This is a genomic window from Vibrio splendidus (genome assembly GCF_002873455.1).
GTDB classification, from domain to species: domain Bacteria; phylum Pseudomonadota; class Gammaproteobacteria; order Enterobacterales; family Vibrionaceae; genus Vibrio; species Vibrio splendidus_J.
Map to the genome: position 1 here is coordinate 156,761 of NZ_MCUN01000046.1, position 23,289 is coordinate 180,049.

General features: G+C 43.0%; 17 protein-coding genes. 8 read left to right on the forward strand and 9 right to left on the reverse strand.

The genetic code is table 11. The features are described from left to right. Positions 1–7: 7 nt before the first annotated feature. The 5 genes from pepN to BCU75_RS20610 all read right to left on the reverse strand — a co-directional run bounded on the left by pepN (position 8) and on the right by BCU75_RS20610 (position 7,027). The gene (pepN, locus tag BCU75_RS20590; protein ID WP_102474934.1) at positions 8–2,614 is read right to left on the reverse strand and encodes an aminopeptidase N; all 2,607 of its coding nucleotides are present in this window, start codon (positions 2,612–2,614) and stop codon (positions 8–10) included. Between the two features lie 218 nt (positions 2,615–2,832). Beyond that, a complete protein-coding gene (locus BCU75_RS20595; protein WP_076678181.1) occupies positions 2,833–3,516 on the reverse strand; it encodes a hypothetical protein in 684 nt (227 codons plus the stop codon). 286 nt (positions 3,517–3,802) lie between these two features. Beyond that, positions 3,803–5,797: a carboxy terminal-processing peptidase gene (prc, locus tag BCU75_RS20600; protein ID WP_102474935.1), complete on the reverse strand. Its 1,995-nt coding sequence runs from the start codon at positions 5,795–5,797 to the stop codon at positions 3,803–3,805. Between the two features lie 17 nt (positions 5,798–5,814). Then, entirely contained in the window at positions 5,815–6,438 is a 624-nt protein-coding gene (gene proQ / locus BCU75_RS20605) for an RNA chaperone ProQ (RefSeq protein WP_076678179.1), read from the reverse strand. A 97-nt stretch (positions 6,439–6,535) separates the two neighbouring features. Continuing rightward, positions 6,536–7,027, reverse strand: coding sequence for a GAF domain-containing protein (locus BCU75_RS20610; RefSeq protein WP_076678178.1), 492 nt, complete (start codon positions 7,025–7,027; stop codon positions 6,536–6,538). 89 nt (positions 7,028–7,116) lie between these two features. Here BCU75_RS20610 and BCU75_RS20615 point away from each other — a divergent pair, with 89 nt between their 5' ends. From BCU75_RS20615 to rsmF, 4 genes are all read left to right on the forward strand, one after another. After that, positions 7,117–8,913 (forward strand): ABC transporter ATP-binding protein, encoded by a 1,797-nt coding sequence (locus BCU75_RS20615; RefSeq protein WP_076678177.1) that lies wholly within the window; start codon positions 7,117–7,119, stop codon positions 8,911–8,913. 78 nt (positions 8,914–8,991) lie between these two features. After that, positions 8,992–10,329, forward strand: a complete 1,338-nt coding sequence (locus BCU75_RS20620) for a paraquat-inducible protein A (RefSeq protein WP_102474936.1) — start codon at positions 8,992–8,994, stop codon at positions 10,327–10,329. Next, positions 10,316–12,973, forward strand: coding sequence for an MlaD family protein (locus tag BCU75_RS20625; protein WP_076678175.1), 2,658 nt, complete (start codon positions 10,316–10,318; stop codon positions 12,971–12,973). Before BCU75_RS20620 ends, BCU75_RS20625 begins: the two co-directional genes overlap by 14 nt. Positions 12,974–13,142: 169 nt before the next feature. Beyond that, entirely contained in the window at positions 13,143–14,564 is a 1,422-nt protein-coding gene (rsmF, locus tag BCU75_RS20630) for a 16S rRNA (cytosine(1407)-C(5))-methyltransferase RsmF (RefSeq protein WP_076678174.1), read from the forward strand. 304 nt (positions 14,565–14,868) lie between these two features. On the opposite strand, the gene BCU75_RS20635 is transcribed toward rsmF, so the two are convergent. Beyond that, complete coding sequence (locus BCU75_RS20635; protein ID WP_198593442.1) at positions 14,869–15,777, reverse strand: CvfB family protein; 909 nt, start codon at positions 15,775–15,777, stop codon at positions 14,869–14,871. Positions 15,778–15,805: 28 nt separating this feature from the next. Between BCU75_RS20635 and BCU75_RS20640 the strand changes: the two genes are divergently transcribed. Then, positions 15,806–17,161, forward strand: a complete 1,356-nt coding sequence (locus tag BCU75_RS20640) for a hypothetical protein (RefSeq protein ID WP_102474937.1) — start codon at positions 15,806–15,808, stop codon at positions 17,159–17,161. A 105-nt stretch (positions 17,162–17,266) separates the two neighbouring features. Here BCU75_RS20640 and BCU75_RS20645 read toward each other — a convergent pair whose 3' ends face one another. Both BCU75_RS20645 and BCU75_RS20650 read right to left on the reverse strand, forming a co-directional pair. Next, positions 17,267–17,752, reverse strand: a complete 486-nt coding sequence (locus BCU75_RS20645; RefSeq protein ID WP_076678172.1) for a PaaI family thioesterase — start codon at positions 17,750–17,752, stop codon at positions 17,267–17,269. Between the two features lie 176 nt (positions 17,753–17,928). Then, positions 17,929–18,816 carry a putative PEP-binding protein gene (locus BCU75_RS20650; protein WP_102474938.1) on the reverse strand — a complete coding sequence of 296 codons (888 nt, stop codon included), beginning with the start codon at positions 18,814–18,816 and terminating at the stop codon, positions 17,929–17,931. Between the two features lie 207 nt (positions 18,817–19,023). Between BCU75_RS20650 and BCU75_RS20655 the strand changes: the two genes are divergently transcribed. Continuing rightward, complete coding sequence (locus BCU75_RS20655) at positions 19,024–20,082, forward strand: 3-deoxy-7-phosphoheptulonate synthase (protein WP_076678170.1); 1,059 nt, start codon at positions 19,024–19,026, stop codon at positions 20,080–20,082. 12 nt (positions 20,083–20,094) lie between these two features. Further along, the gene (locus tag BCU75_RS20660) at positions 20,095–20,577 is read left to right on the forward strand and encodes a YajQ family cyclic di-GMP-binding protein (RefSeq protein WP_076678169.1); all 483 of its coding nucleotides are present in this window, start codon (positions 20,095–20,097) and stop codon (positions 20,575–20,577) included. A 189-nt stretch (positions 20,578–20,766) separates the two neighbouring features. Here BCU75_RS20660 and BCU75_RS20665 read toward each other — a convergent pair whose 3' ends face one another. Next, entirely contained in the window at positions 20,767–21,708 is a 942-nt protein-coding gene (locus BCU75_RS20665) for a precorrin-2 dehydrogenase/sirohydrochlorin ferrochelatase family protein (RefSeq protein WP_102474939.1), read from the reverse strand. Between the two features lie 481 nt (positions 21,709–22,189). On the opposite strand from BCU75_RS20665, the gene BCU75_RS20670 reads away from it, so the two are divergent. Then, a complete protein-coding gene (locus BCU75_RS20670; RefSeq protein WP_102474940.1) occupies positions 22,190–23,218 on the forward strand; it encodes an amino acid ABC transporter substrate-binding protein in 1,029 nt (342 codons plus the stop codon). Positions 23,219–23,289: the final 71 nt, after the last annotated feature.

The following is a 23,289-nucleotide window of genomic DNA, read 5'->3' on the forward strand; positions in this document are numbered from 1 at the left end:
CGCGAACTTAAGCCTCGAGTGCTTTCGTCACTTTCTCAAATAAGTCTTTTGCTAGGTTGTCCATGTTCTTTAACGTCTCAAGTTCTTTTCTGATCAGAACTTGACGGGCATCGTCGTACTTACGGAACTTAAGTAGAGGGTCAATCAAACGAGAAGCCACTTGCGGGTTGCTGCTGTTCAGCTCACGTAGGATCTCACCAGCAAACGCATAACCTTGTCCTGACTTGTCGTGGAACTGAACCGGGTTCATGTTTAAGAACGAACCAACCAAGTTACGAGTACGGTTCGGGTTCTTCAAACTGAACGCTTGGTGTGACATAGACGCCTTAATCACCTCAAGTGCGTTTGAACTCGGGTTTGTTCCTTGAAGAGCAAACCATTTGTCCATGACAAGACCATCGTGTTTCCACTTGTCACTGTAATCCGCCATTAAAGTTTCACGACATGGGAGTTGTGCACTGTTCGCCGCGCCCATTGCTGCCATGGTGTCTGTCATGTTGTTCGCTTGCTGATACATAGCAACAACCAAGTCATTCCCCTGCTCAGTAAAAGCTAAGTAACTTAGACAAACTTTACGCAGAGTTCGCTTACCAATTGAATCGTGGTCGATCGTGTATTCTGTCAACGCGTTGCTGTGGTAAACCGCAGAAAGTTCATCTTCGAGCTCTTTCGCTAGCATCACTTTCATCGCTTTCAATACAGATGCAACAGCATCGATATCGACACGCTCATACCAACCTGACACTTCATTATGACTTGGTAGAGAAAGCATCTCTGCAATAAACGCAGGCTCTAAAGAATCACTAAGCAGTACGCCACGGAATGCATCAACAACAGAAGCTGAAAGTTCAAACGCTTGACCTTGTTGAATTTTTTCAACGTTACTGCGGATGTACTTAGCCAATAGCATTTGACCTGCATCCCAGCGAGAAAACTCATTGCGAGCATTAACCATCAAGAAGATCAGCTCTTCGTCTGAATAGTTGTATTCAAGTTTCACTGGCGCAGAAAACTCACGCAGCAGAGATGGAACTGGTTGCTCGTTTACATTCTCAAACACAAACGTTTGTTCCGCTTCTTTCACATCTAATACATTGTGAACTGGCTGACCGTTACATTGTAACCCAATCACGTCACCCGACGCTGCGTATAGTTCGATGTCTAGAGGAATATGCAGAGCCTGTTTTTCGGTTTGCTCATGAGTTGCCGCTGTTACTTGGCGAGTCGTTAACGTGTACTCTTTTTTCTCTGCGTCGTAATGGCTTTCAACAGACAGCGTCGGCGTACCAGACTGGCTGTACCATAAACGGAACTGAGAAAGATCAACACCCGATGCATCTTCCATTGCCGTTACGAAGTCTTCACATGTTGCCGCCGTGCCATCGTGACGTTCAAAGTACAGCTTCATGCCTTTTTGGAAACCGTCTTCACCCAACAATGTGTGGATCATTCGGATCACTTCACTGCCCTTTTCGTATACCGTCAATGTGTAGAAGTTATTCATTTCTATCACTTTTTCTGGGCGAATTGGGTGAGACATTGGGCTCGCATCTTCAGCAAATTGTGGACCGCGTATAGTTCGAACATTATTGATACGGTTTACTGCGCGAGAACCAAGATCAGAAGAGAACTCTTGATCACGGAATACCGTTAAACCTTCTTTCAAGCTCAACTGGAACCAATCACGACAAGTGACTCGGTTACCTGTCCAGTTATGGAAATATTCGTGACCAATGACTGCTTCAATACCTAGGTAGTCAGTATCGGTTGCTGTTTGGTCATTCGCTAAAACGAACTTAGAGTTAAATACGTTCAGGCCTTTGTTTTCCATCGCGCCCATGTTGAAGAAATCAACGGCCACGATCATGTAGATGTCTAAGTCGTACTCGAGGTTGAAACGCTCTTCGTCCCACTTCATTGAGTTAATCAAAGAAACCATCGCGTGGCTTGCGCGGTCGAGGTTGCCTTTGTCGACAAAAATTTCTAGGTCAACATTACGACCAGATTGTGTGGTGTATGCGTCACGAAGTACATCGAAGTCACCCGCAACTAAAGCAAACAGGTATGCAGGTTTTGGATGTGGGTCTTGCCACTTCACCCAGTGACGGCCGTTTTCAGCTTCACCTTCGTCTACTCGGTTACCGTTACTGAGTAGGAATGGATTCTCTGCTTTATCTGCGATCACCGTTGTCGTGAATTTCGCCAACACATCTGGGCGATCCATGTAATATGTAATACGGCGGAAACCTTCAGCTTCACATTGAGTACAGAACGCACCACCCGACTTGTACAAGCCTTCAAGAGCACTGTTCCCCTCAGGGTTAACTTCAGTCACGATCGTTAGCGTAAATTCTTTCGGAAGATCATTCAAAGTAAGTAGAGTTTCAGACTGTTCGAACTGCGTCCATTCCGTACCTTCTACCAAAACAGACACCAACTTCAAGCCTTCACCATCAAGTACTAATGTCGAGCTTTCTTTCTCCTGCTTAACACTAGAAACAGCGGTAATGATAGATGCCGAATCGTACAAATCGAAAGTAAGATCGATTTCAGAAATAGTATGAGATGGTGATTGATAATCTTTACGATATTTGGCTTGAGGTGTATGTGCCATGACGGGTTCCTTTTGATCGTTATACGTAATTATATTTTAACTGTATATATCTAAAGGTTGAGCGCCAAGAACACAAGAGGATTATTGAAAAAAGGAGGCATTACAGGAAAATGCCTCCATGTTTTGCTATTTTATCAATCAAATCAGACAGGAACGGCTAAGAAATGAACTGTGAACCATATTATCAACGAACCCGACTTTATAGCGAGATAAGGTGCTTAACGAATGCGATTGAGCACCGCAAACATATCACCTTCTTCACCTTGAAGCGTCAACACATCACTGTTTAATGTGTAACGAGTACCATGTTCGCCATTTTCATACAGGAGTACTAGCTGGTCGCCTTCCGTGTAATACACTCCACGACGAACCACTTCACTGCCCACTTCATCAGACACTCGGAACATAAACACAAAGTCAGGTTGGAGTACTAGATCCATTTTTTGGATATTACTTGCACGTAAATCACTACCTGAAAGTTCAGCACTCGACCAAATACCAGCCAGTGCATTCGGTAAGGCTTTAGTAAACATGACGCCATTGAGGTTCAACATATTATGGTTACTGCTGTAGGCGTAAACTTGAGGCTCTGAGGTATTCAAACCCAAAATAATTGTGTCTTCATTGGCATTATACAAACCTTCCCAATGGTCGACACTATAGTCTTTCTTTTGAATATCAATGGAGAATGAGTAGTTTGAATCGAGGGTAAGCTTGATTGCTCTAAAATTTTCAGTACCTTTTTCAGGGGCTGAGTTCATCAAATACCAATCACCAAGTAACAAAGGAAGGTCAAAATGAGATAGATTGCTATCACTTTTTGATTGTTGATCGCTTGGAGCGACCTCACTCCCAAAAGCAACAAAACTTAAACAAGATAAAAATAGTAGAATCCATTTCATACGCACGCCCTCGTTTTCTTTAAGCTTAGGCACGTAATGAATAGAAAGCGAAAAAATATGATCCAAGTCACTAAATTTTAAGTGCGAAGTAACCAGATTTTAAATACGAAGTAACTGGGTGACATAATCACTCGCAAAAACAGCTCTTAAAAATGAGTAATTCAGAATATTTTCAAGCTTAAATTAACAAAGAAACACCTTATTTTTGTCAAATCTCAGATACAAAAAAAAGCGAGCCTAAGCTCGCTTTTTACCAAATGCCATCTTTAACAAGGTATGTTAGGGTCTATTTCTTTATCATATCTACCATGATAGCGACTGACTCATCAAGATAGGCGTCTGGGGCTTCGTAGTCTTTAGGAATATCATCTAACGTTTTAAATGCCTCTAATTTAGCGGCTTTTTGACGTTGGTTGATACGCTCTAAACGAAGCACATCCGCATCATCACTTTCTTGCTGACGTACCTTTTCATTCAAAGAAAGGTCGTTATCGTCTTTATCTGCCTTATATTTTTCAATATCTTGCGCGATAAAGCTAAATTCCATGTCAGTAGCAATGCGAGCTTGATGTTGGGCAGTCAAAGCAATAACTTCTTCATCGTTACGCTGTAACACTGCGTAATTTGCTTTATCAATACTGTCCCAAGGCAGAGCATTATCTTCAACACTTTCACCAGTATCAGCAGGATCAATTGGTGTTGGATAAGCAATATCAGGTACTACACCTTTGTTTTGCGTACTCCCACCATTGATTCGGTAGAATTTCTGGATTGTGTATTGAACGTAGCCCAACTCTTTATCGAATAAATCATAGATATGATTCAAAGAGCGATGTTGTTGCACCGTTCCTTTACCGAAAGAGTTTTCGCCAAGGATGATTGCACGACCGTAATCTTGCATCGCTGCCGCAAAGATCTCAGAGGCTGAAGCACTATAGCGATTGACCAATACCGTTAGTGGGCCTTGGTAACTAATTTCACCATCAGTATCACTGTTCACTTTGACACGACCGTAGCTATCACGCACCTGAACAACGGGTCCCTCTTTGATAAACAAACCAGAGAGTTCAGTTGCTTCAGTGAGTGCACCACCACCATTGTTTCTCAGATCAACAATAATACCGTCAACACCTTGCCCTTTAAGCTCAGTGATCAGTTTGTCTGTATCTTTAGAAAGACCAACATAGAAGCTTGGTACTTCTAGTACACCAATCTTCTTGCCATCTTTCTCGATAACTTCTGATTTAACAGCGCGGTCTTCTAAACGAATCTTATCGCGCACAATTGTGACAACGTGACTTTTTGCATCTTTACCATCTGGCAAGATCTGTAGCTTAACTTTGGTCCCTTTCGGTCCTTTGATTAATTGCACTACATCGTCTAAACGCCAGCCGATAACATCAATAATCTCTTCGCCATCTTGACCAACACCAACAATACGATCGCCGTCGCTCAATTGTTTGCTGTTTGACGCAGGGCCACCAGCAACGAGAGATCGAATAACGGTGTAGTCGTCAGTCATCTGAAGTACAGCACCAATACCTTCTAGAGATAGATTCATCTCCGATTGGAATTGCTCTGCATTTCTTGGAGAAAGGTAGCTGGTGTGAGGATCAACTTCACGTGCAAATGCGTTCATGTAGATTTGGAAAGCATCTTCATTATGCGATTGCGTGATACGCTTCATCGCATTGTTGTAACGCTTTTCCAAAACTTCTTGAATCTCTGGCCATTCTTTACCAGTAAGTTTTAGGTTCAACGCATCGTATTTAACACGCTTCCTCCAAAGCTCATTCACTTCGGCGATATCTTTCGGCCATTCCGCTTCATTGCGATTGAGCTCAATACTTTCATCGGTATCAAACTTAATCTCAGTGTCTAGCAAAGACAGCGCATACTGAAAACGTTCAAAACGCTTCTGCATAGAAAGATTATAAACATCGAAAGCAATCTGGTTATTACCCGCTTTCAGCTGATCGTCAATTTGAACAGATGATGAGGAGAAAGAGTCAATATCAGCTTGAGTGAAGATATTACGATTATAATCCAGCATCTCTAAATAACGATTAAAGATAGCTTGAGAGAAATCATCGTTGAGATTGAAGTGCTTGTAGTGAGAACGAGTGAATCGAGAAGTAACACGTTTACTAGCAGTTTCGTGTTGGGCCTCAGGAACGAGTAGAGGTAAATCGTCCTGATCTAATTTGGCTTCAAGAGCCTGAGCTGAAGCTGCTAGACAAAAGCTAGCAGCAATCAGTGTCAATTTTAAACGGCATTTCATGCGTAGGAGTATCTCCTTTAAGCGCGCAAGTGCTCCGCTTTAACAACCATTTGTAGGCCGTTTGCTAACTGAACACGCACATCTTCCTTATTGATTTCAACAATGGTCGCAGCCATGTTTCCTGTACCCATGTTCACATTTACTTCTTTGCCAGCGATGAATTCGTCAGCGTTCAAAGCGCGTGTTTCTACAGGCTTTTCTACTTTCGGTGCTTTAGGCGCTTGACGACGAGGCTGTTGAGCTTTCTTCGCCTTAGCTTTCGCTTTGCCTTCTTCACGAGCTTTCTGTGCTTGTTCTTTACGACGAGCCTGAACTTTCGCTTTGCTTTCTGCAAGTGTAGCTTTAGCGTGCTCAACGTGCTCTTCTTCTAATGTGCCACACGCGTTGCCGTCTAGGTCAACACGATCTGCGCCAGCTTTTACGCCGTGCAGGTAACGCCATGATGATGTGTACTGTCTTAACGCTGCACGAAGCTGAGTCTTACTTACTTTTTCGTCTTCATTTAGACGTTCAGCAAGATCTTGAAAAATACCAATTTTAAGTGGTTTTGCTTCACCTTCTAGAGTAAAGCATTTAGGGAAACATTCAGCAACATATGCGATAACTTCTTTGCTGTTTTTTAACTTTTCAGTGTTTTCCATGTGGGTTCCTGGTTTTTGCGGTTTTCCGCGAGCATTAAGAAAATATTTTTACGTATTATAGAGAGATGCTTGGGAAAAACCACAGTAAGAGAATAATTTATGCCTTGTTCGCGTGCGAATTAAGCACCTTTTCCACTTCAGCCATAAAAAATGTCAATCCGTCTTCATCTATTTGAGAAAAACGACCAATATTTGGACTATCGATATCAAGAACACCCACGACTTTACTATCAATAGAGAATGGAATGACGATTTCTGAGTTACTTGCAGCGTCACAAGCGATGTGACCTTCAAATTCATGCACATCATGAATGCGCTGAACTGTATTCGTCGCAACCGCAGTTCCACACACACCACGCCCTACCGGAATTCGAACACAAGCAGGTTGACCTTGGAATGGACCCAGTACAAGTTCGTCTTTTTCCTTAGCTAGGTCTTGCTTCATTAAATAGAAACCCGCCCAATTCAGTTCATCCAATTCCATGAATAATAATGAACTAATATTGGCAAGATTTGCAATTAGATCGGTTTCTGATTCAATTAATGCAACGGCTTGTTTGGTTAAGCGTTGGTAATGTTCTATTTTCATATTAACTTCCAATTAAATTGAGACTTCCATTATCAAGAGAACGCAGTAAAATGCGGCCATCAAACTAAATAGGACTCATTCTCATTACAATGAACAATTCAGAAGACACTATTAGCCGTTCTTGGTTGATAACTCAAGTAAAAAAACACAAGTCCAAATTACTGTTTGCTAACTTTGTTGCTATTCTTGCAACCCTGATTAGCGTCCCTATCCCTCTGCTTATGCCACTCATGGTCGATGAAGTATTGCTTGATAAGCCAGCTTCAGGGTTAGAGATGATGAATCACCTACTTCCAGTATCATTGCAAACACCGACTGGTTATATTGCTCTTACTCTCTTGTTGGTTATCTTAATGCGCTCGGCCAGCCAAGCGCTGAATATTCTACAAGGTCGTCAGTTTACTTTGGTTTCCAAGACGATCACCTACCAGATGCGTAGCAAGATGATCGATAAACTTGGCCGCATTAGCATCCGACAATACGAGACCAAAGGCAGCGGCGGTATTAATGCTCATCTGATTACAGACATTGAGACCATTGATAAGTTCATTGGATCAACCCTTTCTAAGTTTATCATCAGCTTCTTAACGGTGCTCGGTACCGCTATCGTCCTACTATGGTTAGAGTGGCGTTTAGGGTTGTTCATTCTACTGGTCAATCCTGTTGTTATTTACTTTTCTCGTAAACTCGGTAGCCGAGTTAAACACCTCAAAAAATATGAGAACCAGTCTTTTGAGCGTTTCCAAAATCGCCTTGTCGAAACCTTAGATGGCATCTATCAACTTCGTGCCGCTAATAAAGAGCGTATCTTTCTGGATGAACTTAAAGTTCAAGCAAACCAAGTAAGAATCGATGCCGATAAATACGCGTGGCAATCTGAAGCTGCAGGCCGTGTTTCCTTTCTACTGTTTTTATTAGGTTTCGAGCTTTTCCGTGCCGTCGCTATGCTAATGGTGTTATTCAGTGACTTAACCATTGGTCAGATTTTTGCTGTATTCGGCTACTTATGGTTCATGTTAGGCCCTGTTCAAGAATTACTAGGAATTCAATTCTCTTGGTATAGCGCGAAGGCAGCGCTTCAGCGTATTAACGACCTACTGTTACTTGAAGAAGAACATCGTCCGGTGAGTAAAGTAAATCCGTTCAATGAACATCAAGAAGTGACAGTCGACATTGAAGACGTTACATTCTCTTACACATTAGAAAACACTGTTTTAAATAGGCTGTCGTTACACATACCTGCAGGCAAGAAAGTCGCTCTGGTAGGTGCTAGCGGTGGTGGTAAATCAACGTTGATCCAGTTACTAATTGGGGTTTATCAGGCGGACTCTGGTTGTATACGCTTTAACGGTGAAACAACAGACGACATCAGTTTTGACGTGATACGCAGTCAAATTGCCGTTGTTTTACAACAACCTATACTCTTTAACGATACATTAAGGCATAATCTGACCCTTGGTGCTGAATACGATGAAATGTCGCTGTGGCGCGCGCTTGAAGTATCTCAGATGCAAGATGTAATCAAACAACTGAGTAATGGCTTGGATACGCAAATTGGTAGGAATGGCGTTCGACTGTCTGGCGGTCAACGACAACGTTTAGCGATAGCCCGCATGGTGCTGAGTAATCCTAAATTTGTTATTCTTGATGAAGCGACATCGGCACTTGATACAGCAACAGAGTCAGCACTGCATAAAGCGCTGAGCGAGTTTTTGAAAGATCGCACAACTTTGATAGTGGCTCATCGGTTATCAGCGGTGAAACAGGCCGATCTAATCTATGTTTTAGAAGATGGGCAAGTAACACAAACGGGAACACATGGTGAATTGGTTGAACAACAAGGACTATATCAAACACTCTATGGCAGTGTGCAATCGCACGCCTGATGTTTTTTGTTCTAAGGATTTAAATCAGTTTTATTCCGGACTTTTCAATCAGTTTAACAGCCTGATTAGTGTTTCAACTTGGGAGGTCGCGTGACCTCCCCATCCGTAACCAACTCTTTATCGACTCAACACCAGTTGTCGACTAAGTCTCCGTCAACAACTAAGTCTCCGTTAAGAACCGGGCACCAGTGCGATAGCAGCTCAGTACGTCTGTGTCAGGGCTGCGAGATCCCCATTGATAAAATGGACATCCCTCTGGGGAAATCCGCATATTGTCCAAGATGTGGCACCCAGCTTTACCGAGGCGGTACTCCTAGCCTGTCTGGGAATCTAGCCATCGCGATTACCTGTTTATTGCTGTTTATCCCCTCACATTTTTTTGAATTTATCAGTATTCGTCTGATTGGCGTCATGATACCTGCGACGTTGCCATCAGGCGTCTTTACTTTAATGGGTGAAGGCTTCCCTCTACTTGGCTTACTCATCCTATTCTGCAGTTCGATTGCCCCATTACTCGTTTGTACCTCTGTACTCGTCACTCATGCATCACTGCGTTTTAAGATTTTCACACCATTTAGGTATGCGTTAGCCATTATCCAGACATTAAAGCATTGGATGATGTTGGATGTGTTTCTGGTAAGTTTGGCGGTCTCATGTTTCAAACTACAAGATTATTCCGATATTTTTGTCGGCCCGGGCTTAGTCGGCCTTATTCTGCTACAGCTTTTCAGTGTCTTACTAGTAAGTCGTATCAGTGTGCGTCGCTATTGGGAAGCTTGGTCTCAAGAGTCTGATTACTCTTTTGCTGAAAGTAAGAAAGTACACTGCCACAACTGCCATCTTTCTCAACCTGACGGTCATACTTGCGTGCGTTGTCACCATGACTTATATCACCGTAAGCCCTACTCTATACAGAAGACATGGGCTTTGCTGTTTGCTGCATCAGTAGCAATCGTACCAGCCAACGTTATTCCCATTTCTATCCTTATTACAAACGGACAAAGGTTAGAAGACACAATAATTTCTGGTGTCGCTTCGTTAATTAATAGCGATATGTATGGTATCGCAGCGATCATTTTTATTGCCAGTATCGTCGTACCTGTCGCGAAAATACTTGGCTTAACGTACATATTGATTTGTATAAAGATGAAGCGCGCGGTTTACCACAGGCAGCGCATGACCATCTATTTCATTGTGAAATGGGTGGGGAAATGGTCGGTAATGGATCTGTTCGTTATTTCTATCATGATGACCTTGGTCGACCGTGGACAAATTTTAAACTTTACACCAGGTTATGGTGCAGTCGCTTTTGGTGTCGTTGTTGTTCTTACGATGCTGGCAGCGGAAAGCTTAGATCCTAGGCTAATTTGGGATAACTACACCTCTAAAGATGAGTCAGTGAATGAACAACGATAACCAATCACAAACGTCATATTCACCAGAAGTAAGGAAAAACAAAGGCATCTCTCCTTTGTGGATTCTGCCGATATTAACCGTCGCATTAGCCGGTTGGTTAGTCATGAAATCGATACACGATGCAGGGCAACGTGTGCAGATATACTTCTCAGATGCCGCAGGTTTGGTCGCAGGTCGAACAACGATTCGTTACCAAGGCTTAGAGGTGGGTATGGTGCGCGACATCACCTTGTCCAAAGATTTATCGAGCATCTATGTCGATGCTGACATCTACCCAGAAGCCAAGAAGCTACTTTCAAAGGGCACACGTTTCTGGCTCGTAAAACCAACGGCGAGTTTGTCCGGTATCTCAGGGTTAGACGCGCTTGTTTCAGGTAACTACATTGCTATTCATCCTAGCGAAACGAAAGAAGAACCAGAAACCGTTTTCCAAGCCCTAGAATCGTCCCCTTCTGATTTACTCGCTTCTGAAGGATTGAACATTTCACTGACGACCAAAGATCTGGGCGGTGTGTCTGTTGGCTCTCAAATAGTTTATCGTAGAATCCCTATTGGTGAGGTTTACAACTACCAGCTAAACGACAACGCTAAATCCGTTACGATTCAAGCATCGATTAAAGATGAATACAGCCATATCATTACCGATCAAAGCCGCTTTTGGAATGTGAGTGGCTTAGGTGCCAGTATTGGATTTTCAGGCGTCGACGTGCGCTTAGAGAGCCTGAGCGCACTGCTTGGTGGTTCAATTGCGGTTGATTCTCCAGGAGAAGGTCAGCCCGTCGAGATGAACACCAAGTTCAAGCTCTACCCAGATTTGAAAACCGCCGGTCGTGGTATCTCTATCAAGATCGCCGTGCCAGATGACAACAAGATCAGCGCAACAGGCGCTCCGATCATGTATCGAGGCATCGAAATCGGTCAGATCACTGATTTATCTTTAAGCGAAGGCCGCGAAAACGTGGTTGCATCTGCAGCTATCCAACCGGCATTCAGTGACTTTTTAAATAACGGTAGTAAATTCGTTTTAGAAGAAGCTGAACTATCACTCACTGGTATGAAAAACATTGCCAACTTAGTGACAGGTAACTTTTTAACCTTGGTACCGGGCGAAGGTGAAAAGGCACGTCGATTTACTGCCATTCGTAAAAACGAATTCAGTCAAGAACAAGAGAAGACAGTCGCGATTCGTTTAACATCAAACAATTCATTCGGATTAGATGTCGGCACACAACTGCTCTACAAAGGCATTGCTGTTGGTTCTATCATTCAAGTTGGCTTAGTCGATGGTGTTGGCACTGGCTCTGACAAGCACGAAGTGTTTATGGATGCGCTTATCGATAACGAATATGCTCACCTTATCAAAAGCCACAACCGTTTCTTTGTTACTGGTAGTGCGACCGCAGAGCTGACCGAATCAGGTTTAAGTGTTACGGTTCCACCAGCAAAACAGCTTCTTACTGGCTCGATTAGTTTTGTGAGTGAAGGTAAACCTGAAGCTCGAACTGACTACCAGCTTTTCCAAAGCAAATCGCTAGCAGAAATTGCTAAATTTAATCAGTCAGGCTCAAAGACGCTTTCGTTATTTGCTAGTGAGTTACCTTCAATTTCTAAAGGCAGCCCATTACTCTACCGTAACCTACAAGTTGGCAGCATTTCGGATTTTCAGCTTGCAGATGGTGGTGTAAGAATCAAAGTCACGATCGAAAATCGTTACACACACTTACTCAATAAACATACTGTTTTCTGGAACCGCTCAGGTGTAGAGATTGATGCTTCGCTATCAGGTATTAGTATTAAAGCGGCCCCCGTTAAAACGCTAATTCAAGGTGGTATTGCTTTTGATTCGCTTCCTGGTATCGACAATAAGCTCGGTGATGTGTGGAAGCTTTACAAAGATTCTAAATCCGCTCGAAAATTTGGCCGCGCAATTACGATTACCTCTTCGGGCGATCAAGAAGTCAGCAAGGGTATGGCTATCAAATACCAAGGTGTCACTGTTGGTGAGGTCACTTTGGTGATTCCTAACTTTAATAAAGGTGGCATTGAAATCACCGCGCGAATCTTACCTGAGTACGTTGACAAGATTGCCGTGGCGAACAGTCACTTCTGGTTGGCAGAACCTGAGATCGGCCTTAATGGCATCAAAAACGTCTCTGCGCTTCTCTCTAAGCACATCAACGTAGATCCGGGCAGTGGTGACAGAAATACGAAATTTAAGCTTAGTAAAGGACCAGTGCAGCCTGAAGGCAAGATATTCCAGCTACAAAGCGAAACGCGAGGCTCGGTGTCTGAAGGCACACCTATCCTATTCCGTGAGCTAGAAATCGGTAGTGTTATCGATGTTCAACTAGGCGAGTTTGCTGACCGCATCATCTCTACGATTCAAATAGAACCTAACTACGCGTATCTGATCCGCGCAAACACTGTGTTCTGGAACGTGTCAGGTGTCGATGTTTCTATCGGCCTCTCTGGTGCAAACATCAAAGCCGGAACGGTAGACAGTTTATTAAGAGGCGGAATTACCTTCTCAACGCCACCGACGAGTGAACTTCAGCCTGTGGCAAGCGAAGATCAGTCTTTCTACCTATACCCTCAAGCAGAAGATGAGTGGAAGTCATGGAGAACCGCGATTCCTCGCCCATAGAGTGAATCCTCAGAAACTCCAAGCAAATTAATACAGCTTAACGAAGACTAATTCTTCATCAAAATGCAGCCATTCGGCTGCATTTTTGTTGTTTGCCGTAAATATGGTTTAGGACGACCTCATTTTGCTTTAAACTCCCCGCATTAATGCAATAATTCGAGATACTCTTTTGCACGCTAACGTATATATTCCTGAAGAATTCCTAACGCACATCGAAGCGATCATGCCTAGTCACCTAGATATGGCTTCTTTTGTTGCCTCATGCCAAAAACCACTTCGTAAAAGTATTCGAGTCAACACACTAAAAATCAGTGTGGAAGACTTCCTAGTACGAGCAAAAGAGAAAGGCTGGGAACTGGAACCTGTACCTTGGTGTGAAACAGGTTTTTGGATTACAGCCGATGAAAGTGAAGCGCCTCTAGGTAATACGGCAGAACACATGTCTGGTCTTTTCTACATCCAAGAAGCCAGTTCTATGATGCCACCTTCGGCACTTTTCCAAGGCGAAGCTGATTACCAAGCCGTGCTAGATACTGCTGCTGCACCCGGTTCTAAAACAACACAAATCGCTGCGCTAATGAATAATCGCGGCGTGTTGGTTGCCAATGAATACGCTGCAAGCCGTGTGAAAGTACTTCACGCCAACATCGAACGTTGTGGCGTTCGTAATGCCGCACTCAGTAACTTCGATGGTCGAGTTTTCGGTGGTTGGTTGCCAGAACAGTTTGATGCTGTCTTGCTGGATGCACCCTGCTCTGGCGAAGGTACCATTCGTAAAGACGCTGATGCGATGAAGAACTGGACGTATCAATCTGTAGTCGATATTGCCGACACGCAAAAAGACCTGATTGAAAGTGCATTCCATGCTCTTAAGCCTAATGGTGTTTTGGTTTACTCAACATGTACGTTAAGCACGGAAGAGAACCAACAAGTGTGCCATCACCTAAAAGAAACCTTTGGTGATGCGGTTGAGTTTGAATCTCTTGAATCACTGTTCGACAACGCAAAAGCAACGACGACTGAAGAAGGCTTTCTTCACATCTTCCCTCAGGTGTATGACTCTGAAGGTTTCTTTGTTGCCCGTATCCGTAAACTAGCGTCTGTGACTCCACCAGAAGTTAAAAAACGAATGGGGAAATTCCCATTTGAAAAAGCGTCAAAGAAAGCTCAGCAAGAAGTCGCTGAACATCTGCTTAGTGCTCTCGATATTGAACTGCCAAGCGATGCTCAAGTTTGGATTCGTGACAAAGACGTTTGGCTATTCCCTGAAGCACTAGAGCCGATGATTGGCGAATTCCGTTTCTCTCGCATGGGCATCAAGATCGCTGAAACCCATAAAAAAGGTTACCGCTGGCAACACCAAGTCGCGACAACGCTCGCGACAGGTCGTGAGGCTAATATTGTAGACCTCAGCATCGAAGATGCTCGAGAATGGTTCATGGGTCGAGACGTTCGCCCAGAAGGCTTGTCAGGCAAAGGCGAAGTGCTAGTGAAATACAACGGTGCAATCATCGGCCTTGGTAAATGGGTAGGTAACCGAGTGAAAAATGGCTTACCAAGAGAGCTAGTACGCGACAAAAACCTTTTCTAGTCGTTCGATTAAAGCTCTCACTGTACTGATAAAAACAAAAAGCCCAAACAACATTCATTGTTTGGGCTTTTTCTATTCTTGTCGGCTAGTTCATTTCAAGGGAAGCACTGAAAAATCAACACTTAATTACACAAATATCAATTCAAGTCACTATTTCCAATTACAAAAATCGCTTAATAGGGAATTTAAACTAGACTTCAGTCTAATAGTTAAAAAATTAAAACGATTAGCGTAGGCTCTTCGGAGCCCTTTCCCCTAAGCCCAAACAGGAAGGTTTGGGCTTTTTTTTGACCGACAAGCTCGCTTATTTAACTAGGCTGATGCCTTCTTTGTCGATAGTGATCTTGCCAGACTTGTACAAACCACCAATTGTCTTCTTGAACGTACCTTTGCTGGTTCTGAATGCAGAGAAAATAACTTCCGGGGAAGACTTATCATTCAAAGGTAAGTAACCACCTTTCTTCTCAAGCAGATCGAGAACCTTAGTGCTTAAGTCATCCATTTTAGCCACACCAATCTTCTGAAGAGACAAGTCAATCTTACCGTCTTCTTCACGAACGTTTTTAATGTAGCCTTTTAACGCTTTACCGATGAACAGCTTACCGATGATGTCTGATGGGAAAATCATGCCCCAATGCTCACCGTTCACGATCGCTTTATAACCTAATTGGCTGCGCTCAGCGATAATGAGATCCACTTGCTCGTTTTGCTTATAAGTCGCAGGCGTATTGTCTAACCATTTGTTGAACTTTGTTGTACCTACAATGCGGCTAGATGCTTTGTCAATATACACATATACTAAGATTGACTGACCTTCGTTTAAACGGCCACGTTGCTCGCTGAAAGGAACAAGAAGATCTTTACCTTTCACGCCCCAACTCATGAATGCACCGGTGCTGTTTACGCCTTCAACCGTCATCAAGCCAAACTGCCCCACTTGAGCAATTGGTTTTTCAGTCGTTGCAGCAATCTGGTTATCAGAATCAATGTATAAGAAAACATCCAGTTTTTGACCAATTTCAACACCTTCAGGAGTAAATCGTTTTGGCAGCAACACGGTTCCATAGTCGGCAGCGTCAAGGAATACACCGAAGTCGGCTTGCTTTACTACTTCTAAGTTGTTTATTTGACCAATATTAATCATCAAGATTGTCTCTACTTTAAATTTGGCGGTGATTATACGTGATCTCTGATATGCTTTCGCTAGTTTCATTCATATTTTTACATTCTAGGAGACATCGTTGATCACCGTTGATAAACAAGATGCGATAACACTTAAAATTAACCATGCGATGGCGAAGACCAAAAAGCTCGACATGGACGTTTATCTATTCATCCCCGGTGAACTCGGACTCACTCCCGAAGTACTTTCTGAAAGTGCCTTTTTCTACAGCTCAATTACTCAAAAGCGCGCCTACTACAGTGACAAAACGCTGTTGCCTTTGGTTCACAGTCGCTTAGCAAAACGTGGGCGCTTATCGACGACACAATATCGTGTCAGTTTGAGTTTGTTCGCATATCAATATGTTATTGCTTTAGATAAAGCTGTGAGCAGTTTAAATAAGACTGATAGTGACGACATAACAGCTGATGAAGTTGATGAAGTCATTGAGCTAGCGTTAGACATCTTGAAGAAGCTTCGCCGAAGTATTCCTTATGAAGAAAATCTCAAACGCTACTACGCAAACATTGATAACTACCTTTCTTGGTACACAGAACAAAAATTCTTATCGCTGGTCTCACATATGCCGCGTGGCAGTGAATACTCGACGATAAAAGAGCGACTATTGACACTTTGTGACAAAGAGACGGCCCATCGTAAACTTAATCGCTACAACTCTGCTAAGGTGCGTGAAGACGTCACCCGTTTGAGTAACAAGATGCGTCTATTGCGACGTTTGATAGAGCACCCTATCGTGCTCAAGGAGAAGACCACCTCCATGGGTAAAAACGTGAAGCGTGCCGTTAAAGGTATTGCGACAGGCTTAGTCATGGTGGTCGTGACAACAACCGTCATATTGGCTCGTGATTTTCTAGGAGAGATTACCGCTTCTTTCATCGTCTCCATGTCATTTATCTACGCACTGCGTGAAATATTTAAAGATGACTTGAGAGACATCCTTTGGCGTTGGCTTCGTAAAGGCAAACCCAAGTGGAAGCGTCGCTACTTTGACCCAACAACCAATAAATCTGTCGGCCACAAGCTTGAATGGTTGGACTATGCGAACTTTTCCAAGTTAGCTGACCGTATTCAATCAATACGCAAGAAACGTGTCGTTCAACGTGAAGAGCAAGTTTTGCATTATCGTTCACATACCGAGATGTCGACGTCAACATTCATGAGTGGTTACGAAGAGACGCGTGAAACGCTATCGATCAGCCTAAGAGCACTGACACGCTTAATGGACAAAGGGTCAAATAACGTATATCGCCTAAAGGAAGGGCAAGTTAGTCGTGAATCTGTAGAAAAGCGTCATCTACTCAACCTGATCATTAAAGAAAACAATCACGATACTGAACCGACGTATTACCGTTGGAAAATCGTAATGAACCGTTCAAAGATCGTTGATATCGAGCAAATCACTCAAGAATCCTAGCGTTGCTACGGTATGTGAATACTCCATTCACATACCGCTCTTCCACTTGTTCGACGATTATCTTCTGCTGAACTGTCAGGTTCAGACCAGCCATGTACTTCCGAGCTATTTTTTGGAAGGAACTTTTTTAATCGAAAGCGTTAACGTGAACTCAGCCATTGGCTCGTCTCCATGCAAAGACGGACAAGTCGCGATAATGGTCACGGGTTGATTCACACGCTCGCCAGTAGACATAGTTTCAGCCAGCATAGTGTTGATCAGTTCACCATCGTTACAAGTGAAGTGTACGTCACCTTCTGGCCGTTTTAAGAAGTTGCCCGTCACCTCTTTAAATGCCAACGAGATCTTTTCGCCTTGCTGCTGAGATTTACTCATTGCAAGAAAGCCACCCGCCACATCCGCACCTACTGCTAATACACCAAAATACATACTATTGAGGTGGTTCTTAGTTCGCCTTTTGAGAGGAATTTTCACTTCAACATGTTGATTATCCAGAGCGAGTAATTTTGGTCGGCATAGCCAGATTAGAGGCACTTTGAAAAAGCCAAACATGCTCAAATAGAAATTTGCTTTTTGTAGAGGGGTCAACATTCGAGTTACCTAGTCAAATAAGTCATCAGACCAGTTAATCGATTAGCGCTCAACATGTCAAAAAAATGTTACAAAAAAGAGATATCATCGCATAATGATATCTCTTTCATTCTCAAAGCTTTATTGCTTTAAATAAACTCATACAGCAAGTTGATTTATTTAGACAATAAGCTGGTCTATGCAGTAACAACTGTCTCTACACCGTCAAGATCAGCGATGAAGCCTTGTAGACGCGGGTAGTCCACCAAGCCTTGAGTCACAAGCAGGACGGGCTTCTTCGCGTTCAGCGTTGCTTTAACAATCATACTCAACAAGGTAATAACCGCCTCGTTTTGTGGATCAAAAGCGTGTTGCTGAGCTTCATTGTGCTTGTCTACACCTAAAGTGAAAGACGCTAAGCTATCAACGTTCACCACAACACCATCAAAGTAATGCAGTAAACGTTCGCTCAAAAGCACTGCAGACGGCACATCGCACGAGAACAGTACTTTCAAACCATTAAGACCTCGCGGTAAGCCTTGCTCTGCAAGCAAATCAATAATCTTAGCGGCATCGCTTAATGCTCGTACATACGGTACAACCACTTCAACGTTAATACCCTGCTCTCGCAACGCTTTAATTACCTGACACTCTAAAGCGAATGCTTTGCTGTACTCTGATGTTGCATAACGAGCAACCCCACGAACACCTAGTGCTGGGTTTGTCTCTTCGGCTTCACAGCTACCACCAAGTAGCGAGCGGAAGCCATAGCTGTCAGCACTACTTAACGCGATACGAACAGAAGTATGATTTGGCTGAACGGCAGCTTGAATGGCAATCACTAAGGTCGAAACAAAATGCTCATCGACTGTTTTATCGCCAAGGATCGCATCTAAAGAGGTTTTTTCGATATCAGTCAGTGTATCTAAGTGACTTTCAATACTTGGGTGATAGAAGATACGATCCATAACCAATTCAGATAATGAAACGTATAAGTGGTTAGAATTATTATTATCGTTGTAAGAAGGCAGCACATCACCTAAGACTAGTTCTGGGTGCAAAGTGCTTTGATTTTCTTGAGTCATTGCTGCTCCAGCATTTTTATGTTGTGTTCAAACGAAAATACCGATAGCTGCCTGTTAATACAAGTGAAAATCCCTTATTTGACGCTGGCCTGCTGATAAAAACAAGAATATTAGCAATAACAGAGATAACTTTGACTTAAGAGAGTTTATTCCTCTGTTCAATTCCGTTATCTTAACCACTTCGCAATAGAATAAAAAAGCCATCACATGCCATTAAAAACTGATGAGTTGAGAACCCAAGCTCTGGGTCCTATGCCAACTCCTGCCGAACTAGGCAATGCACATCCTATTACTGACGACGTTGCTGAGCGCATTAAAAATTCTCGCCGCCAAATCGAAGATATTCTAACGGGTCGTGATAACCGCCTATTGGTTATCGTAGGTCCTTGCTCTGTTCACGATACAGAAGCGGCACTTGATTACGCTGAGCGTCTAAGTCAGATTCAAGACCAGTACAAAGATGAACTGTTCGTTGTAATGAGAACCTACTTCGAGAAACCTCGTACTGTTGTAGGTTGGAAAGGTTTGATTACCGATCCTAATCTTGATGGTTCATACGCACTTGAAACGGGTCTAAACAAAGCTCGTAAGCTTCTGCTCGATATTAATAAGCTTGGTCTTGCTACTGCGACCGAGTTCCTTGATATGATCACCGGTCAGTACATTGCAGACCTTATCACTTGGGGCGCGATTGGCGCTCGTACGACTGAATCTCAGATTCACCGTGAAATGGCTTCTGCGCTTTCTTGCCCTGTAGGCTTCAAGAATGCCACTAACGGTAACATCAAAATTGCTATTGATGCGATTCGTGCTGCACATGCTTCACACTACTTCTACTCTCCAGATAAGAATGGTCGCATGACGGTTTACCGTACTTCTGGTAACCCATACGGCCACGTAATTTTGCGTGGTGGTGATAAAGGCCCGAACTTCGATGCTGAATCTGTAGCTAACGCATGTAAGCAACTGGCTGAAGTCGATCTACCTCAACGTTTGGTTGTAGACTTTAGTCACGCTAACTGTCAAAAACAACACCGTAAGCAGTTAGATGTTGCACAAGACATTTGTGAACAGATCAAATCTAACAAAAATCAAATTGCAGGCATCATGGCGGAAAGCTTCATTGTTGAAGGCAACCAGCCAATGACAGACATCAATAACCTAGAATACGGCAAGTCTATCACTGACCCATGCCTGAGCTGGGAAGATACTGCAACAATGCTAGACATGCTTGCAACGGCAATTAAAGATAGAAATTTAGCTTAAGGACACAAAACAATGCCATCATTTGACATTATCTCTGAAGTAGAAGCGGTAGAACTGCGCAACGCTGTAGATAACGCTAACCGTGAGCTTTCGACTCGTTTCGATTTCCGCGGTGTAGACGCTAGCTTTGATTACAAAGATGAATCAGTAAAACTGACAGCTCAAGACGATTTCCAACTGAAGCAGATGCGCGACATCCTTCGCAGCAACCTAACAAAGCGTAATGTTGATCCTAACGCGATGGAGGCGAAATCGACGGATCAAACAGGTCGTACTTGGCACCAAACGGTTGTTTTTAAGCAAGGTATCGAAGCGGATGTTGCTAAGAAAATCGTTAAGTTAATCAAAGACAACAAAGTGAAAGTTCAAGTTGCTATCCAAGGCGAAAAAGTTCGCGTAACAGGTAAGAAGCGCGATGATCTACAAGCTGTTATGGCTCTAGTTCGTAGCGGTGAACTTGGTCAACCTTTCCAATTTGATAACTTCCGCGACTAATTTTTGAGTTTGAGCGACCGCATATTTGGTTGCTCATTCATCAGCACAATGTCGTGTTCGCAATAGCAAAAAGCCACTTCTTTTGGGAAGTGGCTTTTTATTTATCTGGTCAATTTTGTCAGGGTGTCTAGCCAATTTCAAACAACTAGAAAGCGCTCACTTCAACTAAAATCTATGAACTATCAACTATCAACTGAGCATTTTGGCAACAGACAGTTTAAGGTCTTTGCCGGCCAATAAATTGAACTCAACACTCGCTGCTGGAATAAAGACACACACTCGCAATTTCTCGGCTCTCGCTTGCTCAAGCTTAGTCGACAACTCTCCACTGTCAGCATAACCTTCTCTTTCTGCGTCTCGGCGGCACAGGTCAACAAATTCAAATGGACAATCGCTCGGTGAAAGCACTAACTCTGCTTCTTGCATCAAACGTAGGGCTTTCATAGCCAATAGCTCAACGTCTTGCTCAAATTCGATCCAAGTTACCTGCCCTTCGCTATCAATACCTTCAGTCAACGCTTGTTGGTAGTATGACTCTAGCTGTTCTCTGTCTGAAACCTGCTCAATAAAACTGGATGACAAAAAACGCTCCCAGAATTTTCGGCGTTCATCAACCGTAGAAAAGGACTCTTTAATCGAATTGCGTTTTGATGCACCAAAGTCCGCAATCAAACCAATGTTTTGTGGCAATACAGTTTCGAGTTTTTCCCTGATATTTCTCACCAAAACAGGCGATGCGCCCCCACTTGAGATCGCAATTTGGATTCTTCCGCGATTTATCATTGAGGGAGTGATGAAGTCACAATAGGGTAAATCATCGACCACATTGACAAGAATACCCATTTTTTTTGCATCATTATGTACTTGATGATTTAGGTTTGGGTTGTCTGTTGTTGCCCACACTTGTAAGTAGTTTTTCGAGATAAGTTGTGAAGAATAAAAATTTTGAATCCAATGCAATTTATTACCATCAACAAGCTGCTTTAAGTAAGGCTCTACCTTGGGGGACACTAAAGTGACATCAGCCCCTGCTCTTAACAAACTATCTACTTTTCGGCAAGCAACCTCGCCCCCACCCACCACTAAGATCGGCTTATTTTCTACATCTAAAAACATTGGGAAATAACGCATGTTCTTCCTTGAGGTGACTTCGATAACTATTCAGCCATGCTACCAAATTTGGAGCATATTAATAACTATCCAAGTGCAATAAAAATATTTATTCACCAAATTTCAATCTTTCTGAAGTTTAATGTTTCATCATTGTGATGCTGATTCAGAATATTAACCTAGTCAATTGTCAATATAAAAATCTAAATCTCGTTGCACCAACAGTGTGAACCGCTGCACTATTTACATTAAGTTAACATTTGGTCATTCTAATTGTGTTCGGATTTGTGATTTCATTCAAAATTCTTTTTAAATTATACATTTGTGAAAGTACGGATCCTTTCCTAACCTTATAAATAGTTGTTTAAATCGCACACAGTTTCATTTGCAAAATGCAACCAGTTTGATTTGAGTAACAAGGTCATAAAAAACGCAACACATACAGAAAAACTCAAATGAGCACGAGTATCAGGTGTCACCTGGTTAACAAGGAAGGATACAAATGACAAATAAATTAACACTTCTTGCTTCAGTAGTAGCTGCATCAACTGCGATGATGGCAACATCAGCATCAGCGGCAGAAAGCACTCTGGACAAAGTCACATCTCAAGGCTTTTTAACTTGTGGTGTAAGTACCGGTCTTCCAGGGTTCTCTAACCCTAACTCAAAAGGTGAATGGGAAGGAATCGATGTTGAGTATTGTCAGGCTCTTGCAGCGGCTGTACTCGGTGACAAAACTAAAGTTAAGTATGTACCTCTTACTGCTAAAGAACGTTTTACCGCGCTTCAATCTGGCGAAATCGACGTACTATCTCGTAACACAACATGGACACTACATCGTGACACTGCTCTAGGTCTGAACTTCGTAGGCGTTAATTACTACGATGGTCAAGGCTTCATGGTTAAGAAAGAACTCGGTCTTACAACTGCTCAAGAACTTGATGGCGCTTCTGTCTGTGTTCAATCAGGTACAACAACTGAACTTAACCTAGCCGATTACTTCCGTAACAGCGGCATGTCTTACAAGCCAGTGGTATTCGATACGGCAGCACAAACATCTAAAGGTTTCGACGCGGGTCGTTGTGATGTGCTAACGACTGACCAATCTGGTCTATACGCACTTCGCCTAAACCTAGCTGATCCTAAATCTGCACAGGTACTTCCTGAAATCATCTCTAAAGAGCCTCTAGGCCCTGTTGTTCGTCAAGATGATGACAAGTGGTTCAATGTTGCTAAATGGACACTTTCAGCAATGATTAACGCAGAAGAGTACGGTATCTCTTCTAAGAATGCTGATGAAATGCTTAAGTCAAAAGATCCAAACATTAAGCGTATTCTTGGTGTTGACGGTCCTAAAGGTAAAGGCCTAGGTATTCGCGACGATTGGGGTTACCAAGTCATTAAACAAGTTGGTAACTACGGTGAGAGCTTCGAACGTACTGTTGGTACAGGTTCACCACTACAGATTTCTCGTGGCGTAAACGCACTATGGAATGCGGGCGGCTTTATGTACGCTCCACCAATCCGTTAATAAATTTACAAGCATCAATTAGGGCGGACTTTTCCGCCCTATTTATTAAATGGATTTGAGGTTATAGCAGT

Coding starts and splice junctions, on each gene's coding strand:
- pepN (WP_102474934.1), bottom strand. CDS start 2,614: ATGGCACATACACCTCAAGCCAAATATCGTAAAGATTATCAATCACCA.
- BCU75_RS20595 (WP_076678181.1), bottom strand. CDS start 3,516: ATGAAATGGATTCTACTATTTTTATCTTGTTTAAGTTTTGTTGCTTTT.
- prc (WP_102474935.1), bottom strand. CDS start 5,797: ATGAAATGCCGTTTAAAATTGACACTGATTGCTGCTAGCTTTTGTCTA.
- proQ (WP_076678179.1), bottom strand. CDS start 6,438: ATGGAAAACACTGAAAAGTTAAAAAACAGCAAAGAAGTTATCGCATAT.
- BCU75_RS20610 (WP_076678178.1), bottom strand. CDS start 7,027: ATGAAAATAGAACATTACCAACGCTTAACCAAACAAGCCGTTGCATTA.
- BCU75_RS20615 (WP_076678177.1), top strand. CDS start 7,117: ATGAACAATTCAGAAGACACTATTAGCCGTTCTTGGTTGATAACTCAA.
- BCU75_RS20625 (WP_076678175.1), top strand. CDS start 10,316: ATGAACAACGATAACCAATCACAAACGTCATATTCACCAGAAGTAAGG.
- BCU75_RS20635 (WP_198593442.1), bottom strand. CDS start 15,777: ATGAAACTAGCGAAAGCATATCAGAGATCACGTATAATCACCGCCAAA.
- BCU75_RS20645 (WP_076678172.1), bottom strand. CDS start 17,752: ATGTTGACCCCTCTACAAAAAGCAAATTTCTATTTGAGCATGTTTGGC.
- BCU75_RS20650 (WP_102474938.1), bottom strand. CDS start 18,816: ATGACTCAAGAAAATCAAAGCACTTTGCACCCAGAACTAGTCTTAGGT.
- BCU75_RS20655 (WP_076678170.1), top strand. CDS start 19,024: ATGCCATTAAAAACTGATGAGTTGAGAACCCAAGCTCTGGGTCCTATG.
- BCU75_RS20660 (WP_076678169.1), top strand. CDS start 20,095: ATGCCATCATTTGACATTATCTCTGAAGTAGAAGCGGTAGAACTGCGC.
- BCU75_RS20665 (WP_102474939.1), bottom strand. CDS start 21,708: ATGCGTTATTTCCCAATGTTTTTAGATGTAGAAAATAAGCCGATCTTA.
- BCU75_RS20670 (WP_102474940.1), top strand. CDS start 22,190: ATGACAAATAAATTAACACTTCTTGCTTCAGTAGTAGCTGCATCAACT.